Origin of the sequence: Flavobacterium ovatum (genome assembly GCF_040703125.1) — a bacterium.
Lineage (GTDB): Bacteria > Bacteroidota > Bacteroidia > Flavobacteriales > Flavobacteriaceae > Flavobacterium > Flavobacterium ovatum.
The window spans coordinates 2,636,218-2,654,366 of sequence record NZ_CP160035.1; the positions used below are offsets into that span (position 1 = coordinate 2,636,218).

Annotated in this window: 17 protein-coding genes and 1 tRNA gene; 4 read left to right on the forward strand and 14 right to left on the reverse strand. The window is 32.8% G+C overall.

Annotated elements, in window-relative coordinates:
* Positions 1-6 precede the first annotated feature (6 nt).
* Both ABZP37_RS11110 and ABZP37_RS11115 read left to right on the forward strand, forming a co-directional pair.
* Positions 7-852: a HipA family kinase gene (locus ABZP37_RS11110; protein WP_366183005.1), complete on the forward strand. Its 846-nt coding sequence runs from the start codon at positions 7-9 to the stop codon at positions 850-852.
* Complete coding sequence (locus tag ABZP37_RS11115) at positions 849-1,724, forward strand: hypothetical protein (RefSeq protein WP_366183006.1); 876 nt, start codon at positions 849-851, stop codon at positions 1,722-1,724. Before ABZP37_RS11110 ends, ABZP37_RS11115 begins: the two co-directional genes overlap by 4 nt.
* A gap of 308 nt (positions 1,725-2,032) precedes the next feature.
* Here ABZP37_RS11115 and ABZP37_RS11120 read toward each other — a convergent pair whose 3' ends face one another.
* A complete protein-coding gene (locus ABZP37_RS11120; RefSeq protein WP_366183008.1) occupies positions 2,033-3,100 on the reverse strand; it encodes a hypothetical protein in 1,068 nt (355 codons plus the stop codon).
* A gap of 1,120 nt (positions 3,101-4,220) precedes the next feature.
* On the opposite strand from ABZP37_RS11120, the gene ABZP37_RS11125 reads away from it, so the two are divergent.
* A complete protein-coding gene (locus tag ABZP37_RS11125) occupies positions 4,221-4,643 on the forward strand; it encodes a hypothetical protein (RefSeq protein ID WP_366183010.1) in 423 nt (140 codons plus the stop codon).
* A 161-nt stretch (positions 4,644-4,804) separates the two neighbouring features.
* On the opposite strand, the gene ABZP37_RS11130 is transcribed toward ABZP37_RS11125, so the two are convergent.
* Positions 4,805-5,608 carry a hypothetical protein gene (locus tag ABZP37_RS11130; RefSeq protein ID WP_366183012.1) on the reverse strand — a complete coding sequence of 268 codons (804 nt, stop codon included), beginning with the start codon at positions 5,606-5,608 and terminating at the stop codon, positions 4,805-4,807.
* A gap of 110 nt (positions 5,609-5,718) precedes the next feature.
* Between ABZP37_RS11130 and ABZP37_RS11135 the strand changes: the two genes are divergently transcribed.
* Positions 5,719-6,186 (forward strand): thermonuclease family protein, encoded by a 468-nt coding sequence (locus ABZP37_RS11135; RefSeq protein ID WP_366183014.1) that lies wholly within the window; start codon positions 5,719-5,721, stop codon positions 6,184-6,186.
* 84 nt (positions 6,187-6,270) lie between these two features.
* Here ABZP37_RS11135 and ABZP37_RS11140 read toward each other — a convergent pair.
* From ABZP37_RS11140 to ABZP37_RS11195, 12 genes are all read right to left on the reverse strand, one after another.
* Positions 6,271-6,355 (reverse strand) — tRNA-Ser (locus ABZP37_RS11140).
* Between the two features lie 168 nt (positions 6,356-6,523).
* A complete protein-coding gene (ribB, locus tag ABZP37_RS11145; RefSeq protein WP_366183015.1) occupies positions 6,524-7,657 on the reverse strand; it encodes a 3,4-dihydroxy-2-butanone-4-phosphate synthase in 1,134 nt (377 codons plus the stop codon).
* 9 nt (positions 7,658-7,666) lie between these two features.
* Complete coding sequence (locus ABZP37_RS11150; RefSeq protein ID WP_366183017.1) at positions 7,667-9,115, reverse strand: LptF/LptG family permease; 1,449 nt, start codon at positions 9,113-9,115, stop codon at positions 7,667-7,669.
* Between the two features lie 9 nt (positions 9,116-9,124).
* The gene (locus ABZP37_RS11155; protein ID WP_366187532.1) at positions 9,125-9,769 is read right to left on the reverse strand and encodes an outer membrane lipoprotein carrier protein LolA; all 645 of its coding nucleotides are present in this window, start codon (positions 9,767-9,769) and stop codon (positions 9,125-9,127) included.
* Positions 9,770-9,818: 49 nt separating this feature from the next.
* On the reverse strand, positions 9,819-12,257 hold the full coding sequence (locus ABZP37_RS11160) for a DNA translocase FtsK (RefSeq protein WP_366183019.1): 2,439 nt from the start codon (positions 12,255-12,257) through the stop codon (positions 9,819-9,821).
* A gap of 18 nt (positions 12,258-12,275) precedes the next feature.
* Positions 12,276-12,650, reverse strand: a complete 375-nt coding sequence (locus ABZP37_RS11165) for a diacylglycerol kinase family protein (protein WP_366183020.1) — start codon at positions 12,648-12,650, stop codon at positions 12,276-12,278.
* A gap of 10 nt (positions 12,651-12,660) precedes the next feature.
* Positions 12,661-13,158, reverse strand: coding sequence for a thiol peroxidase (gene tpx, locus ABZP37_RS11170; protein WP_366183021.1), 498 nt, complete (start codon positions 13,156-13,158; stop codon positions 12,661-12,663).
* A gap of 121 nt (positions 13,159-13,279) precedes the next feature.
* Positions 13,280-13,537, reverse strand: a complete 258-nt coding sequence (locus ABZP37_RS11175; protein ID WP_366183023.1) for a hypothetical protein — start codon at positions 13,535-13,537, stop codon at positions 13,280-13,282.
* A gap of 129 nt (positions 13,538-13,666) precedes the next feature.
* On the reverse strand, positions 13,667-13,975 hold the full coding sequence (locus tag ABZP37_RS11180; protein ID WP_366183025.1) for a thioredoxin family protein: 309 nt from the start codon (positions 13,973-13,975) through the stop codon (positions 13,667-13,669).
* 80 nt (positions 13,976-14,055) lie between these two features.
* Positions 14,056-14,694, reverse strand: a complete 639-nt coding sequence (locus tag ABZP37_RS11185) for a peroxiredoxin (protein WP_366183027.1) — start codon at positions 14,692-14,694, stop codon at positions 14,056-14,058.
* Positions 14,695-15,048: 354 nt separating this feature from the next.
* Positions 15,049-16,512: a Na+/H+ antiporter NhaC gene (nhaC, locus tag ABZP37_RS11190; protein ID WP_366183029.1), complete on the reverse strand. Its 1,464-nt coding sequence runs from the start codon at positions 16,510-16,512 to the stop codon at positions 15,049-15,051.
* A 31-nt stretch (positions 16,513-16,543) separates the two neighbouring features.
* Positions 16,544-18,130, reverse strand: a complete 1,587-nt coding sequence (locus ABZP37_RS11195; RefSeq protein WP_366183031.1) for a glycoside hydrolase family 3 N-terminal domain-containing protein — start codon at positions 18,128-18,130, stop codon at positions 16,544-16,546.
* Between the last annotated feature and the right edge of the window lie 19 nt (positions 18,131-18,149).

The following is an 18,149-nucleotide window of genomic DNA, read 5'->3' on the forward strand; positions in this document are numbered from 1 at the left end:
TGAAATTTGATAGATAAAATCCAAATAGTAAGAGCAGTAAAAATTTTAAGTTGTAAGGGAACTAATAGTATTCCCTTGGAGGTACTATGTGATGACAATGAAGTTTACATTATTAAAACAATGTTTAAAAAACATCCTCCTATTGAAGATTTAATTAACGAAATACTATGTAATTATTTTTTACAATGTTGGGATATTCCTGTTCCGGAACAAGCTTTAGTACTCTTTGATGATATAATAATAGAGCAGTATTTATTACTTGAAAATAATGTAATTAATAAAAAATACACAGATTTCAAATTTGAGAATCATTATTTCTATGGCTCTAAATTTTTACCATATGCAACAGAAATTGAATTATATAACTTAACTCTAAAGAACAAACACGATTACAATAAATATCAAAATCCAATTGATTTAATTAAAATAGGAGTGTTTGATAAGTGGATTGCAAATAGGGATAGACGTTCAGATAATTCAAACATATTAATTGATAATTCTGATGGTAAATTCAAATTTATTCCAATAGATAATGTACAATCATTTGCTAATCAAACAAATTATAAAACTTTAAAATTAGCAATAATGGATACCGTTAATAATAAATCAATTTTAAATTCTCCAATTACAAAAAGTATACGTAGTTTTGCAAACTCAAATAAATACAGTAATTTAGCTAAAGAAATTACTGAAAACATTGAGAAATCAATTGATTTGATTGAGCCTATTTTTGACAATATTCCCTCTGAATTGGGGTTAAGTAGACAAGGGAAAGATAAGATTAAAGAGATTTTGTCAGATAAACCAAGAAACAATATTATTTCAAGTAGTTATTTAAATTATTCAAAATGAAATCATTTTATAGTATAATCCGCTTTGTTAACAATCCTTTGAGTAAGGAGAACTTGGCTATTGGGTTAATAATGATTTCAAACAATAAAGTTTATTATAAATTTTCGAATCAAAAAATTCAGTTGGTTGAAAAAATAAACCCTTTAAATTTTAAATTATTAGAATACACTATTGCTAAAATAAATAATTTCATCAAAAATGAGATAGAGCAAGAAGTTTCTCTATTTTCAGATGATCATAAAGTAAATTTTGAATATTTAAAGAGACTTTCAATTTATAATAATGGCTTTCTTCAATTTGATAACCCATCAGTAATAAATATAGATTTTGACGAAGTTAAGTTTAATGATTTCTTTCATAAATATATTGATTTAGTAATTAAACCAGTTGAGAAAAAAGTAATTGATAATACTTTTTCAAAGACAATAAAAAAAGTTTTCGGTGATCCTTTAGCTGACATCATTAACATTGATTACAAGATTAAAAAAACTGAAATACCGAGTTTATTCTTTGATTATAAGCTTGATGGTATAGGATATAACGGTGTTATCTATACTGTAAAATCAATTGATTTAAATTCAGAAAAAAAAATAGATTTATTAAGGCAAGATATTTCTGATTTTGAAAGTTTAAATTCACGTATTGATTTATTTGGTAAATCAAAAGAATTTGATCCAGACAAAAACGAACATTATTTAGTTATTGATAACTACAAAGGAAAAAAAGCTAGTTATCACGAATTGTATGATATATTGAGTAAACAAAACTCAGATGATTACAAATATCATTTAATTAATTCTGACCAATTAAAAGACGTAACAAGCGATATTAAAAAAGCTAATGCGCATAAATTCACTGATTTAATTAGTTAACAGATTTCTATTTTACTTTTAAATATGTGATTTAAATATTCGTATTCTATTTTTTTTTTAATATTTTAAAATTCACGGAAACAAAAAAAGAGCTTTTATAGCTCTTTTTTGTTTTATTTGTTAAACATTAATTTCCGACCTTAAATTCCTGTTTTAGTTCTCATAGTTTTGTTTGATTTAAAATAATATCTATAATTAATTCATTTGGATTGAAAATAATAAGATTAAATATTGTTCAAATATAATATATATTTTATTATTTAAAAGTAATATAGTAATTATTTATAATAAATTTTAACATCATATTTTTAACTTTCTGTTCCGTTATGTTTTCTAAATAAAAATATTTTATATTTTTCACCAGGTAAAAACACATCTCGATTTACATAACATATTCTATCTTGAAATATGTTTTCTCTATTAAAGTAATTATTTCCTACAGGTTCAAAAACAATTTGTAAATTTTCACAGTGCTTAATTCTTACAGTCAAATCGTCTACAACATTACTACTGCTAAAACTAACTATACGATCTTCATCTATTACTTGATTAAATTTAAAGCATCTCTCAATATGATATTCTTTTTTGTTCTCCAATGGATAGGAAAATTTCTTTCTTGTAAAGTTATCATTTTCTTCTTGATTAGTTATTTTGCATTTTGTTAAATCAATAAGTTTGCCATCAACTTTAGTGAAATGTTCATCAAGTAGGTTCGTTTCGCTTTTTATTTCTTCACTAATATCTCTTGCAAATGACACAAAAAAGTCCCAATTAAATTGAGTTGTACAATTTCTTATAATTGTTAGTGATGTAAATTCCTTAACATTAATAGTTTTATTGTCATTCGCTAATTCAAATTCATAGCTTATTTGAACATTTTTGTAGTATTTATTAAGGCTATTATATTCAAATAATTCATTTTTTAGATTTTTTTCTATTTTATCATATAACTCTGGAAATTCTTTTTTGTATTTTATTAATGTTACTCTTTTCCAAATTTCAGATAAATCATTTTGTTTATTAAGAAAATCTTCTGAAAATGTAATTGATGAAACTACATTTTCAAGTTTTGTTTCAAAACTTTTGCTATTTATTATTCTATTAAATTCACTTTCAAATACTTTTAAATATTGAAAGTATTTTAACGTCACTGTAAAAACACCTGCTGTAAATGAAAACACACATATTTGTCTAAAAGTTTCAATTAATCCTGTGTATTGAGTTAACGCTTTATTTAAATCAGTATTGAAATAATAAAAGATATAAAAGATGAGGAAAGAGGAAGAATAGCTTAAAAATATCAAATATAAATTCGAAATAAGCCAATTTTTCAACACATTATACCAAGGCAGTTTTTCAGTAGTTTCAGTTGTCATTTTTTTTTTTTTTTTTTCAAATATATATCATAATATGCAATAACAATAAATTTCTTTCATAGTATTAAATACATTAATTCTTATAAATAAATTAAAGTATTTTCACAACAACATTCACGGTAAAAACAACACGGGCAATCAAGCGGTCTCTCTACGGTCGTTCCCTTTGTTCCGTTCGGCTGTTCCAGTCGGTCAACCATATATTTTCATAAGAACTTTTTCGGTAAAAAGGCAATCTATCATTCAAATCAATAGTTTGGTTTCCCTCCATTCCACAGGCACTTCACAGCACAATAAAATAGCCGCTTGAAAATAAGCCGCTATTTTTTTGCGCTGTTTCGTTCCTCATCTTCACACGGTCTCTTCCTGCGTTCGGTCGGGCTACCATAACCATAATACCGCTTCATTTCGTTACGCTCCGCAGGCTACGCTTCACTACATTCCAGCCGTATTATGCTTATAGCCCTCCAGTTTTTTGGCGGTTGCTCCTTCGCCCAGCTATCGGGGTTGGCTCCGTTCGGTGAAAAACCTCACTATGCCCTGAATCAAGGATTCCCGCCAAAAAAAGGCGGGAGAGTTTTAGTTACCCCGCCGTTTCACGCTCATATCCGCTACGTTTCGCTCCGTACCTCCGCTCAACTCTCGCGTCTATGGTAGCTGTTCGATTGCCGCAACCCCGCCACTGCGCTCCTCATACACAAATAAAGTTCCTTGCCCCTGAAAAACGGGGCACCACTTTATTTGTTCCTTGCGGTGCTTGGGGGTGTTTGATTGCCTTTTCCGTAAGAACATTCCCCAGAATAGGATTTCAATAACATTTAGTGCTTCCGATTGAAAAAAAAATAAATAAAAAGATAGCAAAGGTAAGTTACGGTTTCAAAAAGTAAAGTTCAAGCCCTACGGGTTTTTGAAAAAATCTCCACCCTTACATTTTCATAACAACCACTTTTTCCGACGATAAACAACCGATTCCATATCAACACTTGGGTAGTATTTCTTCAAAAAAACTTGACTTCTTTTGAAACCTCCATTTTAGAGACGGCTTTCTTTTTTTTCTTTTTTTCTTTTAAAAATGATATGGTGCGGAGCGTAGCGAGAGCATCATTTTAATCCAGAAGTTATGCCGAATCCGATTATCAAAACGCACCGAAAAGAGACTGTTGGCCAAGAGAATCATATCTATATTCTCAATAAAGGTCTGAATAGTGGAAAACCTCAAAAAACACCATTTACCAATAGCTTTGTCATTGTTTTTTCAAGCAAAGAAGAAGCTGATGCTGTTTACTGGCTGATTTATAGTTTGTGGAAAGCTAATTTTTGGCATCAATTTCTTTATGGCTCAGTGATCCCATTTTTACGGATACATGAGTTCAAAAAGAACTTTATTCCGAAGCTCAACCAAATGTTATCTAATATGGAGCAACACCAAAAACAGATAAATGCTTTGCAGATTATTGAAATCCAAGAAAAGCAATTTCAAGAAAGCTTGATTTTAATCAATGAAATGAGAAAGACGATTTTAGCGCATTACTTTCAAAAGTGATATTATGTACCGACTAATACATATTTGCTCTTTATTCGCTCTTTATGTCATATATGATTGCACGCTATAGATAAACTGGTGAAAAACAAAAAGCCCTCTCGTTAGAAAGGGCTAAGATTGCAAGTTTGCAAAGTTTGCAGTCTTGCAAACTGATGGTGTTTTTAAAAAATGTCTTCTATTTTTAAAGCATTTCCAGAATTGAATAAGTAATAATTATTTCCAACTTGTTGATAAAACTCAATTCCAATACTTCCAATTACAGATACATCTGGATTTAATGTTGGCGCTCCTGGTAATGTAGCAGTAACTTCAATTAGCGAGGTTACAACATTCACCGGAGAATAATCAGAATAAGCGACATTTGACATTTGATTCAAAACTGAATCTGAAGGTTCGTAATTACCCGTTACTGCATTATAAATAAAATCGGCAACTACAGAAACTGAATTGATCATTCTCAAATGTGTTGCTCCAGATGGAATATTTAAGTAATTCAGCGGATTGAATGCAGGAATACTTAAAGTACTTTCTATTCTTGATGGATCAGGCGTCAATGTAAATGGAGCATTAAATACACCATTAAAAGAGATGTTACGGTTAAAATCTAAACCTTTTAAATACTGAGGTTGTTGCGATATAAGAACGGCTCTTTGTCCTCTGGCTTCGGAACCATCTTCAATATTGATTTTTTTCATAATGGCAGTTAATCGACCAGTCAATTGACTATCTGACATTTGTTTCATTAATGATGATAAACCAACACGAACTGATTTGCCAGCATTGGCGCAAGCTGCAAACTCACTCATGTTTTCACGAGTACGAATGAAGCTCGGTGAAGTCTTGATTTGTTCTGCTGTAGGTCCTCCTTTTAATCCTGCAAAGTAACCTTCATTACCTTTAATTTTGAAGTGTCTAACTTCTCCGAGTGTTCCGACATATTTAATATGTCCTTTCTGTCTTGCCATATTGTTATAGATTTAAAATTACAATTTATTTTGTTAAATTTACATTGTAAATAACTTTAAATCAATTGCTTAAATAATGCTATCTGAAGCATTTTAACGCATTAATGACTATGACAAGAAAAATTATTCTGAAAATCAAAAGGTTTGTAGATGGTGATGGACTAATTGCGGAAGATTTCCATTCCAAAAAAGAGTTTGAAATACGCTTATATGGTATTGATGCACCTGAAATGAATTATTGTAGCAAGATTAAAAAGGACGAAAAAGAATTACATATCCCTGCAGCATTATTAATTAAGCTAGGTTATAAATCATTTGAGTTTTTTAAATCTAATATGCAAATAGGGGAGATTTGTACTTTAGTCCAGGAGGAAAATAATCTCTTTGACAAATACGGAAGAACACTTGGTTATTTAATTCTGAGCAATGGTAACGTAATGAATGAAATAATGATAAGAGAAGGCTATGCAAAGCCGTATAGCAACGTATTTTGTAAAAAGCTTCCAATGTATAAGGAATGGAGTTTGAAGGCTAAAACAGACAAAAAAGGATTATTTGCTATTGTGGATAGCTTTTAATTCAGTTGTGGGCTAAATGTGGGCTAGAACTAAAAATAAAAAACCCTAACTAGCTGATTTACAGTTGTTAGGGTTTTTATTCCGCGGAGAAAGAGGGATTCGAACCCCCGGACCTGTTACAGTCAACAGTTTTCAAGACTGCCGCATTCGACCGCTCTGCCATTTCTCCAGTGAGCGACAATCATTACCTGATTGCGAGTGCAAATATAAGCACGTTTTTCGATTTACAAAAACAATTTGGAATAAATTTTTAGTAGTTTTTAAAACTATTTTTTAATCGTTTCATTTCCTTTGTTTTAGCTTGAAATTTTTTTTCGAAAAACATTTAAAATAACGGTTAATAGGTTACGTATTCTGTAATTTCTAGACCATAACCAATCATTCCCACACGCTTTCCTTGTACCGAATTGGATACTAAACGTATTTTTGAAATATCAATATCATGTAAAATTTGTGCGCCAATACCAAAATCTTTGCTATCGATCACAATTTTTGGTGCTTTCATTTCTCCTGATTCTTGTAATGCTTTTAGTTCTGTCAGGCGACTTAACAAATTAACAGCTTGCATATCTTGATTGATAAAGATAAAAGCGCCTTTACCATGCTCGTTAATGACTTTAAACATGTCATCAAGTTGTTGGTCTACATTATTGGTTAATGTTCCTAACAAATCATTATTTACTTGTGAGGAGTGTATTCTTGTCAATATTGACTCTCCTAGATTCCATGTTCCTTTGGTGAGTGCAATGTGAATTTGTTTATTCGTAGTTTGTTGGTACGCTCTTAGGCGGAATGTTCCAAAACGGGTTTCAATATCAAAATCTTCTTTTTTATGAATTAAACTATCGTGTTGCATTCTGTAAGCTACTAGATCTTCAATTGAAACAATCTTTAAATCGAATTTTTTAGCTACTTTAACGAGTTGGGGTAGGCGAGCCATGCTTCCATCTTCATTCATGATTTCAACAATAACTCCTGCAGAATGGAATCCAGCTAAACGAGCAAAATCAATTGCGGCTTCAGTATGTCCAGTTCTTCTTAATACACCACCTTGCTTGGCAATAAGCGGGAATATATGCCCGGGTCTGGCTAGATCATGTGGTTTTGTATTTGGGTCAACAAGTGACAAAACAGTTTTAGCTCTATCAGCTGCAGAAATACCAGTTGTAACTCCATTTCCTTTTAGATCAACTGAAACTGTAAAAGCAGTTTCCATTGGGTCGGTATTGTTAGTTACCATAGCATGAAGGCCTAATTCTTTACAACGACTTTCTGTTAAAGGTGTACAAATTAATCCTCGACCGTGAGTAGCCATGAAGTTGATCATCTCTGGTGTTACTTTTTCGGCTGCAGCCAAGAAATCACCCTCGTTTTCTCTGTCTTCATCATCAACTACGATGATTACTTTTCCTTGGCGAATATCTTCAATTGCTTCTTCAATTGTGTTAAGTTTTATTTTACTTGAAACCATGATAGGTATTTAGATTTGTTTTTGAAACAGTTTTTTTATTAATTTTTGAATTGGAGATGTGATTACATCCATATTAATTAATCCAATGTCATTTGTAGCTCTATAGGTAAGAAATACTGCTACTGGAGTTAGTATAAAAGAAGACATCCAGGCTCCTAAAAATGGAGATAAACCATCTTCTTGGGATATTCTTTTTCCAAATGTATTGATGAAATGAAATGTAATAAAAATAAAAACAGCAAATACGATGGGTAATCCAAGCCCTCCTTTTCGGATAATAGCTCCTAAAGGCGCTCCAATGAAAAACATTAAAAAACATGCAAAAGCGATTACAAATTTGTCATAAAGCGCTAGGTAATGTTCATTTATCATTTTTTGTTTGTTCTCTAAGTTTGCCTTAGAAGCATCAATATTATAACTTGTACTTAAAATATTACTGGCTGCTGTTTTTAAAATGTTTAGTTTTTCTTCATTTTTAAACAAGGACAAAATATTCTTTGGCATTGCTTTAAACTTTTTTAGCGAGTCGGCTACTATTTTATTACTATTGGAGATGGCGGTAATTCCTGTTTGGAGATTAATATTTTCTGAAAAAGAAGTTATCTCTGTATCTAAGTTTTTATGCAACGAATCTAAGGTGTAGTTTAATTCACTAACAGTCAGCATTGTGTTGGTGTTGGATACTTGTTCCTCGTTAACTTCTACTTTATTTAGTTGTGATAAGTCAATATTAATAGTGTATTTTTTGAAAGCACTTTTAGCAAATGGAAGTTTGTTTCTATCCTCGTATTTTTTTGGAACAATGTCTTCATAGTAATTCCCGTTATTGAGTACTAGTTTTAAAATACTAGATTTTTCACTGCTGATTAATTCTCCATCTTTAGCTTTAATAACAGTTTTACTACCGTCACCCATTGTAGATTTTTTGTGAATGGTTATGCCGGTCAAAGAGTTACCGTTATCGCCTGATTTCTTGTTTACCTTAATATTATAGATCCCAACATCACTAAATTGACCTTCAGTTATAGCCAATGCAGGTTTTACTTGTGCAATGTTTTTTCTAAAATTGATGAACTTGTATTCCGCATAAGGAATTACATTGTTGGCAAATAAGAAGGCTACAATGCTTAGTACGGTTATGAAAATGGTCAACGGAATTATAGCTCTTTGTAAAGAGATACCCGCTGATTTCATTGCGGCAAATTCATAGTTTTCAGCTAGATTACCAAAAGTCATGATCGATGCTAATAATATAGATAAGGGGAGTACCAATGGAATGATCCTTGGCATGGAAAACATCAAGAATTTAAAAATCATTGGAGCATCTAAATCTTTTCCAGCTAATTCTGCAATAAACAACCAAATGGTTTGGAGTATGAATATGAAAAATAGGATTACAAATACCGTGGTAAATGTGATCGAAAATGTTTTTAATAAGTATCTGTCAAGTATTTTCACTTACCCTGTTTAATCTAATTTATTGATATAGTAATTTGGATATTTACTTTCGGCAAAGGTAAATTGATTTTTTGACAAAGGTTGGTTGGTTTTAAAAGAATTAACGGTTAAAGTTGTTTTTGTTCCTTTTTTTCCAATTTCGATCAAGTTGTAAATGTGTTTGGTGTTTACATCTATTCCTAGCAAAATTTCTTTTCGTTGGTCTTTTGTATTGGTTGGAACTAACTTGATATACTGGATTTTTCTACCTCTTACGTCCTGCAAAATATCCATTTTATATCGATATCCGCTATTGAAAAAAGTTAACATTTTTGATGGAGTGATGGCATTATTATCTTTTTCATTATAATTAGAAATAGAAACTTCTTCATCCTCAGGGACGATAGTATATGTTTTTTTACCATCAAATATCTTTGTGATGCCCATAAAATTCAATACATATTGATTGCCTTTCATCGTCACATTCCCTTTGCTGTCTTGATTGATGTTTTCTTTTGCATTGTTTAATGAATACTTAAAGTCAATTGCAATATTAGAATAACTTTTTACTTTAGCTGTTACTTGGTCTAATAATGCTTTGGCTTTTGCATCTTGCGCCTGGGTTGAAAAACTTATAAAAAGAGCCAATAATATAGGGATAATTCTTTTGGTCATGGTGGTAATTGAATTTCTTTTTATGTTTTTAATCTTGATTTGCATGGTTTTAACTGTTTTTTTCATTGTTTAATAACTGCTCAAGAGAGGTTAGATCTTGGATGTTTACTGAGCGGGCTTTGCTGCCTTCAAAAGGACCAACAATTCCTGCTGCTTCGAGTTGGTCAATTAAACGACCTGCACGATTGTATCCTAGTTTTAGTTTTCTCTGTAACAAGGAAGCTGAACCTTGTTGAGCGCTAATAATTACTTCAGCAGCATCTCTAAACAGAGTATCTCTTTCGGATATATTCATATCAAGATTAATGCCAGTTTCTTCTCCAACAAACTCTGGGAGTAAATATGCTGTTGCATATGCTTTTTGCGAACCAATAAAATCAGTTATTTTTTCTACCTCTGGAGTATCTATAAAGGCACATTGTACACGTACTACATCATTTCCGTTGGTGTATAGTAAATCCCCACGACCTATTAATTGATCGGCACCTTGAGTGTCTAGAATTGTTCTCGAATCAATTTTTGAAGTTACTCTAAAGGCAATACGAGCGGGGAAATTGGCTTTGATTAATCCGGTAATAACGTTAACCGAAGGACGTTGTGTAGCGATAATTAAGTGAATACCAATAGCACGAGCTAATTGTGCTAAACGAGCAATCGGAATTTCGACTTCTTTTCCAGCAGTCATAATTAAATCGGCAAACTCATCGACTACAAGAATGATATAAGGTAAAAAACGGTGCCCATTTTCGGGATTTAATTTTCTAGCTTTGAATTTATCATTATACTCTTTGATATTACGCACCATTGCATCTTTTAATAAAGAATAACGATTATCCATTTCTACACAAAGAGAGTTTAGGGTGTTGACTACTTTAGTGTTGTCGGTAATAATAGCGTCTTCTGAATCAGGAAGCATCGCTAGATAATGTCTTTCTATTTTATTAAAAAGCGTTAACTCTACTTTTTTCGGGTCAACTAATACAAATTTAACTTCAGCAGGGTGTTTTTTGTATAACAATGAAGTTAGTACGGCATTCAAGCCTACAGATTTTCCTTGTCCTGTAGCACCCGCCATCAATAAGTGAGGCATTTTGGCTAAATCCACTACAAATGTTTCATTAGAAATGGTTTTTCCTAAAGCGATAGGTAATTCCATTTCGGCTTCTTGAAATTTGGCTGAACCAATAACAGATTTCATGGAAACCATCGTAGGATTCTTGTTAGGGACCTCAATACCAATTGTTCCTTTTCCTGGAATAGGAGCAATGATTCTAATTCCTAATGCCGAAAGGGATAAGGCAATATCGTCTTCTAAACTTTTAATTTTAGAAATACGAATACCAGCCTCTGGAACTATTTCGTATAAAGTAACCGATGGACCAACGGTAGCTTTAATTTGTGCTATTTCGATTTTGTAATTGCGGAGCGTATCCACAATTCTATTTTTATTTTCTTCTAGTTCTTCTTGATTGATAGTAATTCCGCCAGTAGAATATTCTTTTAATAAATCTAAGGTTGGGAATTTATAGTTAGATAAATCTAAAGTAGGATCAAATTGTCCAAAGTCAGAAACTAATCTTGACGCTAGGTTTTCTTCAATAAGATCTTCTTCAGGAGCGGATTCTATGACAAATGAATCTGTTGAAGAAATAGGGGATTCAACTGTTTTTTTCTCAAATGGAGGAGGAGTCGTAGTGTCTAATTTAATCTCTGAGGAATTCTTAATTGTTGGTTTTAATTCTTCTTTTTTGATTTCAAATTGTGAAGGTTTAGTTTTTAAAACCATTTCTTCTTCTTTTAAATCTACGTCAGAGACTGCAAATTCTTCTAAGTTGTAGGCGCCTTCATTTTTAGTAGCTTCAGCTGTTGCTAAAGTTTTTTTAAGGTCTTTACGTGTGTTCTCAAAAAAGGACTGAATTTTATCCGGAGACAATTTCATTTTGAATATAGTATAAATCACTATTCCAAAAATTAAGACTAGTAATGTACCTGTTTTACCAATGTAGTCTTGCATGAATAAATTTAATTCATATCCTACTACACCTCCCAATTCTGGAAGGGAAGTTGCAAAAAAGCTTAATAAAATAGAAACGATAATAAGTACAAATAAATCCCAAAACCAAATTCGTTTGAGTTTAGTTGTTGGCAACCCTATGATTAAATAAGAACCAGTCAAGAAAAATAGACGGACAAATAAAAAGGAAGCTAGTCCAAAACCTTTGTAAACGATTAGGTCAGCTAGATAGGCTCCAAATTTACCTAACCAATTTTGTACTGTTTCAGAGCGATTAGTTAGTTCATTAACAGCGCTTTGGTCTTCTTGGCCGTAAACATAAAAGGAGATGAAAGCAACTAATAAAGCTATGGAAAATAATACTAAAAGACAGCCCAAAACAATTTTGTGCTGTCTAGTGATTTTCCATGGTTTTATTTCTTTAGTCTCAGAATTATTTTTCTTGTCTAAAGTTTCTTTTCTTGATTTTGCCATTAGGGATTGTACTATTGCCTATGAAAATAGGGGTAGATATATGATTAAACCGATAATTATGGCTGTAATAGCTGCAAAAAAAACAGAGCCAGCAGCGATGTCTTTTATAAAGCCTATTCTTTCATGATAATCAGGATGGATAAAGTCAGCAATTTTTTCGATTGCTGTGTTCAAGCCTTCAATACTTAATACTAAACCTATTGCTAAAGTTTGAAAAAGCCATTGTGTAGCAGTTATTCCAAAGTATAAGCCTGCAACAGTAAGCAAAATACCTGTTGAGAATTGAACCATAACACTATGTTCAGTAGTGATTAATTTGATGGCTCCCTTCACGGCATAAGTAATGCTTTTTAGTCTACCAGTAACGAAGGTATTGTCTTTTTGAAACTCCATTAAAATCAGATTAAAGTACTGCTAATGCAGCTTCGTAATTAGGTTCGTCAACAATGTCGCCTACTTGTTCTGTGTGAAGGATAGTTCCGTCAACATCTACAACAATAAGAACTCTTGAAAGTAAACCAGCCAAAGGTCCGTCTACAATTTGTAAACCATTAGTTTTTCCAAAGTTTCCTTCTTGAAAATCTGATAAGTTCACAACGTTAGTGATTCCTTCTGCTCCACAAAAACGTTGTTGAGCAAATGGTAAATCTCTAGAGATACATAAAACTGCAGTATTGTCTAATCCAGCCGCTTTTTCGTTGAAAGTTCTAACCGATGTAGCACATGTTCCTGTGTCAACACTTGGAAAAATATTTAATACTAATCTTTTACCAGCAAAATTATTCAATGAAGCAACGGAAAGGTCACCTTGAACTAATTTAAAATCTGCTAATTTTGAACCCACTTTTGGTAATTCACCATTAGTATTTATTGCATTTCCTTTTAATGTAATTGAAGCCATGATTTTTATTTTTAATGAGGTTCAAAAGTATGAAAATTATTTAAGATTTTGGTTTTAAAACAAAAAAAACGCACCTAAAATTAGTATGCGTTTCTTTTGAAAAAACAATATAGGGTTTTATTTATTTGTCGATAGAACCCATAACGCGCTTCATAAATGTGTTTAAAGCTTCTTTTTTATCAGTTCCGTTTTTGACTAATTTTTGTACTTCTAAGGCACCATACATATTAGAAATCAACTCGCCAATTACATCTAGTTCTTCATCTTTCAACGAACTAATTTCGGTCATAGCTTCTAAGACTTCAATTGTTTCAATGATGTAATCTTGGTCGTTTTCTTCAATAAATTGGGTAAGATGTTTTATTACAGGGAGTTTCATCGTTGTTTATGATTTGGGAATGTTTAATTTAGGATTAACGATTTTTGATTGATAACAAATTGGAATAATTTAAAATGGTTTGCTTTTAAATCAAAAATCATCATTCGTTAATCTGCAATCAACAATCATTTAAATAATCTCGTTTACCAATTCAATCAAAACCTCTTGTTTGTTAGTTTGGGTTTCGTTTACTAATTTTCCGTTTACGAAAGTTGCGAAAGTAGGCAAGTTGCTTACATTGGCTAATTTTCTTGATTCAGGAAAGTTTTCAGCATCTACTAAAGCAAAAGTAATTGCTTCGTTTTCTGTAGCTAGTTTTTTAAATTTTGGTTTCATTATGCGGCAGTTACCGCACCATGAAGCTGAAAATTGAACTACTACTTTATTGTTTTCAGCCACTAAGTTGGCTAATGTATCTTCGTTTAATTCTATTAACATATTTTTCAATTTTAAAAATCAATTGCAATTTCAAAAATCAATTATTGAATTTTGAAATTGCAATTGAAATTGATTTTTTATTAGTTAGCGCTTAAGTATGCAGCTGTACTAAGTCTGTCAGCAGACATTGCTTCTTTACCAGCTTCCCAGTTTGCAGGACATACTTCTCCTTTTTCTTGGATATGTGTGTAAGCATCGATCATACGGATGTACTCGTTTACGTTACGACCTAATGGCATATCGTTTACACTTTCGTGGAAAATTTTTCCAGTTTCGTCAATTAAATAAGTAGCTCTATAAGTTACGTTTGATCCTTCAAGGATTACAGTGTCAGTTTCTTCATTGTACTCAGAAGATTCGATATCTAAAATATCTAAGATTGAAGATAAGTTACGGTTTGTATCTGCCAAGATTGGGTACGTTACTCCTTCGATTCCACCGTTGTTTTTTGCTGTGTTTAACCAAGCAAAGTGAACTTCGTTAGTATCACATGAAGCACCAATAACGATTGTGTTTCTTTTATCAAATTCAGGTAAAGCAGCTTGAAAAGCGTGTAGTTCTGTTGGGCATACAAAAGTAAAATCTTTTGGGTACCAAAACAAAAGTACTTTTTTGTTGTTTTTTGTCGCTTCTTCAAAGATGTTTATTTTTAAGTTGTCACCCATTTCTGAGATAGCGTCAACTGCAATACTTGGGAATTTTTTTCCTACTAAAGACATAATATTATTTTTTATTATTAATTTCTGAGTGCAAAAATAAGGGATATCAGGAGTTAATAACAATCAATTGCAATTATATAAATTTATATGTTGATAGATTTTGATTATCTAAAGACGAATTGGATTCTTATGTTGTTTGTTATCAGTTGATTTGTAATTGTTGTTGGTGTTTTGGGTTGGCGATAATTTGAATTTATTTCCTGATGTTTTGGTAGTGGGTTTTGCGTGAGGGGGAGGAATAAGCTACCGAAGTAGCATGGATCACCCGACAGCGTCCCTGAACAAGGGCTTATCAGCGGTTGCTAAAGGAGCCCTTTTTTAGGGATGGTGGCACGCCCAAAGGGTTGGAATTATTTATTCTACGATTGGTTTTGGTGCTATTAACATTTTTATTTTGATTTGGAAGGCCGCAAAAATTAAAGTCGTGAAGGGACTCAGAATATTGAAAACGGCGTAGGGCAGATAATCTACTGTTGCTACGCCTAAAGTGCTAGATTGATAAGCGCCACAAGTGTTCCAAGGGATTAGTACAGAGGTAACGGTTCCTGCATCTTCGAGTGTTCGACTTAAGTTTTCGGGTGCTAGACCTTTTTTTTCATAGGCTTTGGCAAACATTTTTCCAGGAACTACAATTGATAGGTATTGGTCTGATGCTGTGATGTTTATAGCTAAACAACTTCCCACTGTTGAAGCAAATAAACCAAAGGTAGTATGTGCCATTTTTAATAAAGATTGACTGATTCGTGCTAATGCTCCGATGGCGTCCATGATTCCTCCAAAAACCATGGCGCAGATGATGAGCCAGATGGTGCCGAGCATTTTTTGCATTCCGCCAGAGGTAAACAAATCAGATAGGGTTTTGTTGCTGGTTGGTATAGTTACTTCGCGAGTTATGGCATTCATGACACCTTTGTAGCATGATTCAAAAGTCATTACTTTGACACCTGCAATTTGATTGAGGATTTGTGGTTGAAAGATAATTGCGAATAAAGCGGCTAATAATGTTCCGATTAAAAGAGCAATTAAAGGTTCTGTTTTTTTGATGATTAATCCAATTACAATTACGGGAACGACAAATAGCCAAAGTGAAACGGTAAATGTTTCATGTATGTCATTTAAAAGTGAACCAATATTTACATCTCCCTTACTTTCTACATTTAATCCCATTATGATGAAAATGATTAGGGTCAATAAGTAAGTAGGTATTGTTGTTAAGGTCATATAGCGAATATGTGTAAACAAATCCGTTCCAGCCATGGCAGGTGCTAAATTGGTGGTGTCTGACATGGGTGATAATTTATCCCCAAAATAAGCTCCTGAAATAACGGCACCAGCGACCATTCCTAAGTCAAACCCCAGTGCGCCACCCACACCAATAAGCGCAATACCAACGGTAGCACTCGTGGTCCAGGAACTTCCTGTGGCAATGGATATAATGGAGCAGATGATTAAAGTTGCGGGCAAAAAGATGGCCGGACTTAAAATTTGCAAGCCGTAATAAATCATAGTTGGGATAATACCGCTCACAAGCCATGTTCCTGCCAGAGCACCAACCATTAGTAGAATCAAGATGGCGCTGACGGTTGATTTAATGTTATTAGCCACTTCTTCCATCATTTTGTGGAAAGTCACCTTGTTAAAAAAACCAACAACAGCGGCTATTGCACCACCAAGTAATAAAACGAATTGATTACTACCACTTAGCGCTTCATCACCAAAAACATATACATTATAGCCTAGTAAAATAACAATGGCAAGTACGGGAATTAATGCTTCTCCTATTGATAACTCTTTATTTCTGTGAATTTTGGTTTCCATAAGTAAATGTTGGTAGGATGTTAGTTTTAGTTTAGATGCCTTTTATTGCTACAGGTAAACTTCCTTGTGTGGCTGCGTTGTTTAAGAGTAATTGAGCTGCAGTTTCTTGGAACTCCTTAAAATCTTGGTAGACTTGAGTAATTCCTTTAGCCGACGCTAAATTAGGTATTACCTGCAGAGCATACGGATTGCCAAAAAGATACAAGATACATTTTTTAGTTTCAAAAAGCTCCGATAATAGTTTCAAAATCCTGTCTTCGATCTCAAAGTTTTGCATGGGCTTTGCTTTGGGAACGAATAAAGCGATGATAATAGTTTCAATTCCATTAAAATTTTTACTATGTATTTCATTTGCATTTTCGATTGAAAAACTTTTTGCTTTGATAGCGTCCGTTATCGTTTTTGAAAAAACATTTTCAGTGTTTTTATAAATACTTAGTACGGCTAGTTTTTCTTTTTTGGATGCATCCAATGCTAATTGGTTGTTGTTACTATTTTTTATTGTTGTAATACTATTTTGTGCAATTCTAGTATTCAAAAGCGAAGCAGTTTTAAAATCTAGTTGACTGTCAATTTTTGATTTAGCATCCAATAAGCCTACTTTTTTCTTGCAATACATAATGCGATTATAACTCGCATCAATGCGTTCTAGAGAAGCGTTTTTAAGAATTTCTTGAATTCCTTCAGGAACGTTTTCAGCAAAACACAATACATCATTTCCTGCGTTGAAAGCTTCCCATTCTAGTTCTCCTTTTGTGTCATATAGTTTAGAAACGCTATGCATGTTTAATGCATCAGAAATAACTAATCCTTTGTATTGTAGTTTCTTGCGTAATAGATCTTGAATAATCGCTTTGGATAAAGTAGCAGATGTGTTTTTGCCATCATTCAATGATGGAACCGCCAAATGACCAATCATAATCGAATCGACTTGGTGTTTGATTCCTTCAATAAAAGGGTACAATTCGTTATCTAATAATTCGTCCAAACTTTCTTCGAGAATGGGCAATCCTAAGTGGGAGTCCACATTGGTATTTCCATGTCCTGGAAAGTGTTTTAAGCAACCCAGAACGCCAACATCATTCATTCCGCGTAAATATTCGACGGCAAAATGAGCTACTTTTTCTTTGTTTTCACCAAATGAACGGTAGCCAATTACGGGATTATTGGGGTTGTTATTAATGTCTGCTAATGGAGCCAAATTATAATGAATTCCAGCCGATTTTAAGTCCAAACCAATTTGCTTTCCTACCTCGTAAACTAAATGTAATTGACTTTCGGGCAAAGCTCCAAGTGTAATGGCGTACGGATATTGCGGTGTTTTTTCGACACGCATTGCCAAACCCCATTCAGCGTCAATACTCATTAGAAGTGGAGTAGAGGTGCATTTTTGGTAACGAACAATCAAGGACTTCAATCGCTCGTAACTATCATCATTGTACACAATAGGTTTCTTGCTTTCGTAATTGGTAGCCGCACTAGCACGAGAGTGAAAAAATGTCAACCCACCAATATGGTGTTCCCGAATTAATTTTTCAGTCGCTTGTATGTTTTCTTCGGTGTCATTAATGAATACCGCTGGGAAAAAAAATTGTCCTATTTTTTGTTCTAAAGTCATTTTGTTTTACGCTAACCTC